This window comes from Melaminivora alkalimesophila (assembly GCF_000282995.1).
Taxonomy (GTDB): Bacteria; Pseudomonadota; Gammaproteobacteria; order Burkholderiales; family Burkholderiaceae_C; genus Melaminivora; species Melaminivora alkalimesophila.
The window spans coordinates 1-6,080 of sequence record NZ_ALEE01000528.1 but is presented as its reverse complement, the minus strand read 5'-3'; the positions used below and the strand labels follow the sequence as shown (position 1 = coordinate 6,080).

General features: G+C 72.9%; 5 protein-coding genes and 1 pseudogene. 5 read left to right on the top strand and 1 reads right to left on the bottom strand.

Going from position 1 to position 6,080, the window contains the following annotated elements; translation table 11 throughout:
* The 4 genes from A612_RS10290 to A612_RS10275 form a co-directional block, all read left to right on the top strand.
* On the top strand, positions 1 to 759 hold a 759-nt coding region (locus A612_RS10290; protein ID WP_019374406.1), incomplete at its 5' end, for a TolC family protein.
* Positions 756 to 1,799, top strand: a complete 1,044-nt coding sequence (locus A612_RS10285; RefSeq protein WP_019374405.1) for an HlyD family secretion protein — start codon at positions 756 to 758, stop codon at positions 1,797 to 1,799. The genes A612_RS10290 and A612_RS10285, both read left to right, overlap by 4 nt.
* Entirely contained in the window at positions 1,796 to 2,971 is a 1,176-nt protein-coding gene (locus tag A612_RS10280; protein ID WP_019374404.1) for an ABC transporter permease, read from the top strand. Before A612_RS10285 ends, A612_RS10280 begins: the two co-directional genes overlap by 4 nt.
* Entirely contained in the window at positions 2,972 to 4,138 is a 1,167-nt protein-coding gene (locus A612_RS10275; RefSeq protein ID WP_019374403.1) for an ABC transporter permease, read from the top strand.
* Positions 4,139 to 4,169: 31 nt separating this feature from the next.
* Here the strand turns inward: A612_RS10275 and A612_RS10270 are convergent, their stop codons facing one another.
* Positions 4,170 to 5,426 carry an MFS transporter gene (locus A612_RS10270; protein WP_040436589.1) on the bottom strand — a complete coding sequence of 419 codons (1,257 nt, stop codon included), beginning with the start codon at positions 5,424 to 5,426 and terminating at the stop codon, positions 4,170 to 4,172.
* Between the two features lie 180 nt (positions 5,427 to 5,606).
* On the opposite strand from A612_RS10270, the pseudogene A612_RS10265 reads away from it, so the two are divergent.
* Positions 5,607 to 6,080 (top strand): annotated as a pseudogene (locus A612_RS10265) (FMN-binding glutamate synthase family protein); the annotation flags it as partial.

Sequence of the window (6,080 nt, the reverse complement as noted above, 5' to 3'; positions counted from 1 at the left end):
CAGGCGCAGGCGGCGCTGGCCGATGCCCGGCAGCAGGCGCGCAAGGCGCGCGACGAGGCGGACCTGGCGGCCACGGCGCTGGCGCGCACCCTGCGCAGCCCGGCGCCGCTGCGACCGACCAACGCGCTGTTCGTGCACAGCCAGCCATTGGGCACGCTGCAGGAATTCATCGACACCGCACAGCGCCAGCACCCGGGCCTGGCCAAGGTGGACGCCAAGCGGCGCCAGGCCGGCGCGCTGCACGACGCGCAGGAGGCGCTGCGCCGGCCCCAGGTGCTGGGCTTCGGGATGCACGAACTCGCCACGCGCGGCAAGCCCAATTGGATCGCCGGCGTGGCCGTGCGCTACACGCTCTGGGACAGCGTGGACCGCGACCTGATGGCGGCGGCGACGCAGAAGAAGATCGAGCAGGCAGACCTCGCCGAGCAGCAGGCGCGCTCGGACATCGCCTTGCTGGTGGAGAAGAACTGGCTGGCGCTGGAGCATGCGCGCGCGCACTACCTGGCGCAGCAGGCCCAGGAAGACCTGGCGCGCGAGCTGGTGCGCCTGCGCAGCGCCGCGCTGCGCGAGGGCACCGGCACGCCGCTGGAGCTGATCGACGCGCGCCTGAACCTGGCGAAGGTGCAGACCGAGCGCGCCCAGACCGCCCACCAGTATGTGCAGGCGCTGGCCGCGCTGCTGGAGAGCACCGGCCAAGCCGACGAGTTCGAACGCTACATGGCACAGGCCGACATCCAGATTCCCACCGACGCCCCATGACCGACACCGCAGCACAGTCCCAGCCCCTTCCCGAGCCCACCACGCCTGCGCCTGGCCCGCGCCCGCGCCCGCCGTGGGGCGTGCTGCTGGTCGGCCTGTTGCTGCTGGCCTTCGTCGCCTGGGGCTTCTGGCGCGCGGCGCAGCCACCGGCGCCGTACTTCCAGGGTCAGATGGAAGCGCGCGAGACCGACGTGGCGCCCAAGGTGACGGCGCGCATCGCCCGGATCCTGGTGCAGGAGGGCCAGCAGATCCAGCCGGGCGAGCTGCTGATCGAGATGGACAGCCCGGAGGTGCGCGCCAAGATGGCGCAGGCCGAGGCCGCGCGCGACGCGGCGCAGGCGGTGGCCGACAAGGCGGCGCGCGGCGCCCGGCCCGAGGAGGTCCAGATGGCGCGCCAGAGCTGGCAGCGCGCCCAGGCGGCGGCCGAGCTGGCGCAGACCTCGTGGCAGCGCGTGCAGAGCCTGTACGACCAGGGCCTGGTGTCGGCCCAGAAGCGCGACGAGGCGCAGACCAATGCGCGTGCGGCGGCGGCGCAGGCCCAGGCGGCGCGCGCGCAGTACGAACTGGCACTGCGCGGCGCGCGCGAGGAGGACCGGGCCGCCGCCGAGGCGCAGGCGCGACGCGCCGCCGGGGCGATCGCCGAGGTCGAGGCGGCCGCAGCCGAGACGCAGCTGCGCAGCCCCGTGGGGGGCGAGGTTGCGAAGGTGCTGGTGCGCCTGGGCGAACTCTCGCCCCAGGGCGTGGCGGTGGTCACGGTGGTGGACCTGGCCGACCAGTGGGTGGTGCTGAACGTGCGTGAAGACCAGCTGCAGCGCTTCGCCAAGGGCAGCCGCTTCACGGGCCGGCTGCCGGCGCTGGGCGACCGGACGGCCGAATTCGAGGTGTTCTTCCAGGGTGTGCTGCCGGACTTCGCCACCTGGCGCACCACGCGCGGCAGCCAGGGCTTCGACGCGCGCACCTTCGAGGTCCACGCCCGGCCCGTGGCGCCCATCGAGGGGGCGCGCCCGGGCATGAGCGTGGTGGTCGAGGGCGGCGTGTGAGCATCCTCGCCGCCAGCCTGGCGCGCGAGTGGCGGCTGCTGCGCTCGCGCCCGCGCGACTGGGTGATGGTGAGCTGGGTGCCGCTCCTGTCGATGGCGCTGCTGTGCTGGATTTTCTCGGCGGGCCAGCCCTACGCCCTGCCGATTGCCGTGTGGAGCGAGGACGCCTCGGCCGCTTCGCGCCAGCTGGTGCGCATGCTGGACGCCACGCCGGGGCTGGCGGTGCGCGCCCAGGTGCTCAACCGCGCCGAGGCGCAGGACGCCCTGCAGCGCATGGAGGTCTATGGCGTGGTCCACATCCCGCCGGGCTTCTCGCGCGCGCTCAAGCGCGGCGGCAGCACCACCGTGACGCTGCTGCACAACGCGCAGCTGGGCACGCATTCGAGCCTGCTGCAGCGCGACGTGCGGCAGGTGGTCGGGACGCTGTCCGCCGGCATCGAGATGCAGGCCGCCGCCCGGCGCGGCACGCCCACGCAGGTGCTGCGCGTGCGCGCCGAGCCGATCCGCACGCAGCCCACCAGCCTGTTCAACGTCTCCACCAACTATGAGCAGTTTCTGGCGGCGGCGCTGGTGCCGGCGCTGCTGCACATCCTGGCCATGACGGCGGGCGCCTGGTCGGTCGGGCGCGAGCTGCGCGACGGCAGCATCGGTGAGTGGCTGCAGAGCGCGCCCGGCTGGTCGCGCACGCTGGCGGCGTTGCTCGGCAAGCTGGCCATTCCGATGGCGACGCTGTGGACCTGTGGCATGGCGGCACTGGCCTACCTGGCGCAACTGCGCGGCTGGGCGGTCGCGGGCTCGATGGCCTGGATCGCCCTGGGGCTGGCGCTGCTGGTGGCCGTGAGCCTGGCGGCAGGTGCGGCGCTGGCGGGCCTCACGCTGTCGCTGCGCAAGGCGCTGTCGGGGGCGGGGCTGCTGTCGGCGCCGGCCTTCGCCTTCAGCGGTGTGGGCTTTCCGCTGCTCGCCATGAGCGGCACGGCGCGCACCTGGGCGGAGGCCATGCCCTATACCCACTATGCGCGGCTGCAGCTCGAGCAGTGGCAGATGGGCGCGCCGGTGGCGCAGACGCTGCCGGTGGTGGCTGGGTTGCTGCTGGCCACCTTGCTGCTGCTGGCGCTGGCGGCGGGCGGGCTGGTGCGGGCGGCGCGGCTGCCGGAGCGCTGGGGGGCGCGCTAGGTGCGGCGACCGGGCTTTTTCCTGCTGTGGCTGCAGAGCCTGGCGGCGCTGCTGCGCGACCAGGGCGTGGCGCTGCTGCTGTTCGGCGCGCCGGTGCTCTACGGTTTCTTCTACCCCTGGTTCTACGCGCCCGAGGTGGTGCAGCGCGTGCCGGTGGCGGTGGTGGTGCAGGACGCCTCCAACCTCTCGCGCCAGATGCTGCGCTTTGCCCAGGCGAGTCCGCGCATCGATCCGGTGCTGGTCACGTCGGACGAGGGCGAGGCGCGCGCGGCGCTGCTGGCGGGGCAGATCGAGGGCTACGCGCTGATCCCGCGCGACTTCAAGCGCAAGGTGCTGCGCGCCGAGGAGGCGGTGGTGCCGGTCCATGCGAACGGCGCCTACCCGCTGGCGGCCAAGCAAGTGCAGTATGGCTTCGCCGAGGCCTTCGGAACGGTGTCGGCCGGGGTGGAACTCAAGCGATTGCAGGCCGGCGGACAGAGTGCGCTGCAGGCGGCCGACAGCCGCTCGCCGGTGAACTTGCGGGCGGTGGCGCTGTTCAACCCGACGGAGGGCTACGGCAGTTTCGTCGTCGCGGCGGTGGCGATCCTGATCCTGCAGCAGACGCTGCTCATGGGCGGCGCGCTGCTGGTGGGCACTTGGCGCGAGCAGGGCCGGGCCCATGCCGACGCGCGCACGTGGCTGGCGCGACTGCTGGCGCTGTGCGCGCCGGGGTGGCTGTCCGGGCTGTTTTACTTCGGCTGGATCTTCCTGTGGCAGGACTACCCGCGTGGCGGCAATCCGCTGGGGGCGCTGGCGCTGCTGGCGGTCTTCACCCCGGCGGTGGCGGGCTGCGGCGCGCTGCTCGGCTGGTGGCTGGCCGAGCGCGAGCGCGCGCTGCAGGTCGCCATGTTCACCTCCATCCCGCTGGCCTTCCTGGCTGGCTTCACCTGGCCGGTGGAGGCGCTGCCGGAGCTGCTGCAATGGCTGCGCTGGCTCTCGCCCAGCACGGCCGGCATCCAGGCGTCGCTGCGGCTGAACCAGGCAGGCGCGCCACTGGCGGCCGTGCTGCCGCAGTTGCTGTGGCTGGCGGCCATGGCGGTCGGCACCTGGGTGCTGCTGCTGTGGATCGCCGCGCGCGCGCCGCGCAGGGCGCCGGCGGTCCAGCCGCAAGGGCTGCCCGGCGCCTGACGCCGACGACCGGCGGCCGCTGCGAGGAGCCTCAGGTGCGCATGTCCGGCGGCTTGGGCAGCCAGGCGAACAGGGCGGCCGCCAGGCCCAGCAGCGCCGCGATCGCGCCCATGACCGCGACGTAGGGATCGACACCCGCGCGCGTCCCCATGGACGCCACCAGGCCCGTGAACCACTGCATCGCCGCCACGCCCAGGAACATCGCCATGGTGAAGACCGCCATGGCGCGCCCCGTCAGCTCGGCCGGGTAGGCGACGCGCACGTCGGCGTACTGCAGCACGATGAACCCGGACAGCAGGCCGATGGCCAGCATCAGCACCACGTCCACCCAGGCCGACAGCCCGAGCGCCAGCACGGCGAACATCGCCGCCATCGCCAGCGTGCAGGCCACCAGCCAGCGCCGGCGCCGTGCGGGGCCGGGGTCGATGCGGCCGAAGACCAGCGGACCGAACAGCGCCACCACCGACAGCGCCAGCGCCACGTTGCCGCTGGCCACCAGCGAGAAGCCGTGGCGCTCGATCAGGGCCGGGCCGAGCCACAGGCCGCGCAGCGAGATCAGCGCCGCATAGGTCACGGCCCCCAGCACCACGATGCCCCAGGTGTGGGGCAGGGTGAACAGGGCGCCAAAGCGCGCCACGGCCTCGCGCACCGATTCGCGCGGCGGCGCGTCGCTCGCGGCGGGCCGGGCCTGCGGCTCGTGCACGCTGCGCCAGATCCACAGCCAGGCGCCGATGGCCAGCGCCGCCAGCACCGCGAAGCCGCCGCGCCAGGACCATTGCTCGACCAGCCACGCCAGCGGGGTGCCGGTGAACAGCATGCCCAGCGTGCCCAGGGCCATGGCCAGTCCGGAGACGGCGGCGAAGCGCTGCGGCGCGAAGTGGCGCGCGATGAACACGGTGCACACCAGGAAGGCCGGCGCGCAGCCCACGCCGATCAGCACCTGCGCCAGCAGCAGCAGCCCGAAGCCGGAGGCCGCCGCCGACAGCAGCGCGCCGGCGATCGCCAGCGGGAAAGCCACCAGGATGGTGCGCCGCACCCCGTAGAGGTCGATGCCGATGCCCATGAAGATCTGCATCGCGCCGAAGGCGAAATGGAAGGCGCCGGCGAACACCCCCAGCGCCTGTGGCGACAGGGCGAACTCCGCCTGCAGCGGCGGCGCCATGATGGCGGCCACCGTGCGAAACGCATTGCTCAGTGCAAAACCCGAGGTCAGGGCGGCAAGCATCCACGGGGCGATGCGGGAGTCGCCGGGCGCGGCCGGGGCGCGAGGAGGGGGATGGTCGGGCATGGGGCCACAGGCTACAGCGGAAAGGCTGTTGCGGCAGTTGCTTCGGAGACGCAAGAATCCTCTGCGCCCGGCGCGGATAATGTCCCCCGGGTGACAGTGGGGCGGCGCAGCGCGGGCCGGCGGCCGCTCCCGTCCCGTGCCCCCGCCCGGCTGCCCTGGCCACGTTCCAGTGAACCTCCCATGAAGCTCCACACATTCTTCGTCAACAGCATCCGCTACAGCACGCTGGCGTCCTGCACGCTCGTCGCCATCGCCAGCGGGCTATGGATGCTGTTCTTCGGCTGGACCTGGCCCCTGCTGGTGCTGTGCGCGCTGGCGGTCTTCCTCACGCTGGTGGGCATCCGCGACCTGTATCAGACGCGCCACGCGATATTGCGCAACTACCCGATCCTCGGGCACCTGCGCTTCTGGCTGGAATTCATCCGGCCGGAGATCCGCCAGTACTTCATCGAAGGCGACGTGGAAAAGGGCGAGCCTTTCACGCGCGCGCAGCGCTCGGTGGTCTACCAGCGCTCCAAGGGCGAGCCGGACGTGCGGCCGTTTGGCACCAAGCTGGACGTGGGGGCCAAGGGCTACGAGTGGATCAACCATTCGATGCAGACCACCAAGATCGACTCGCACGACTTCCGCATCTGGATCGGCGGGCGCCCGGGC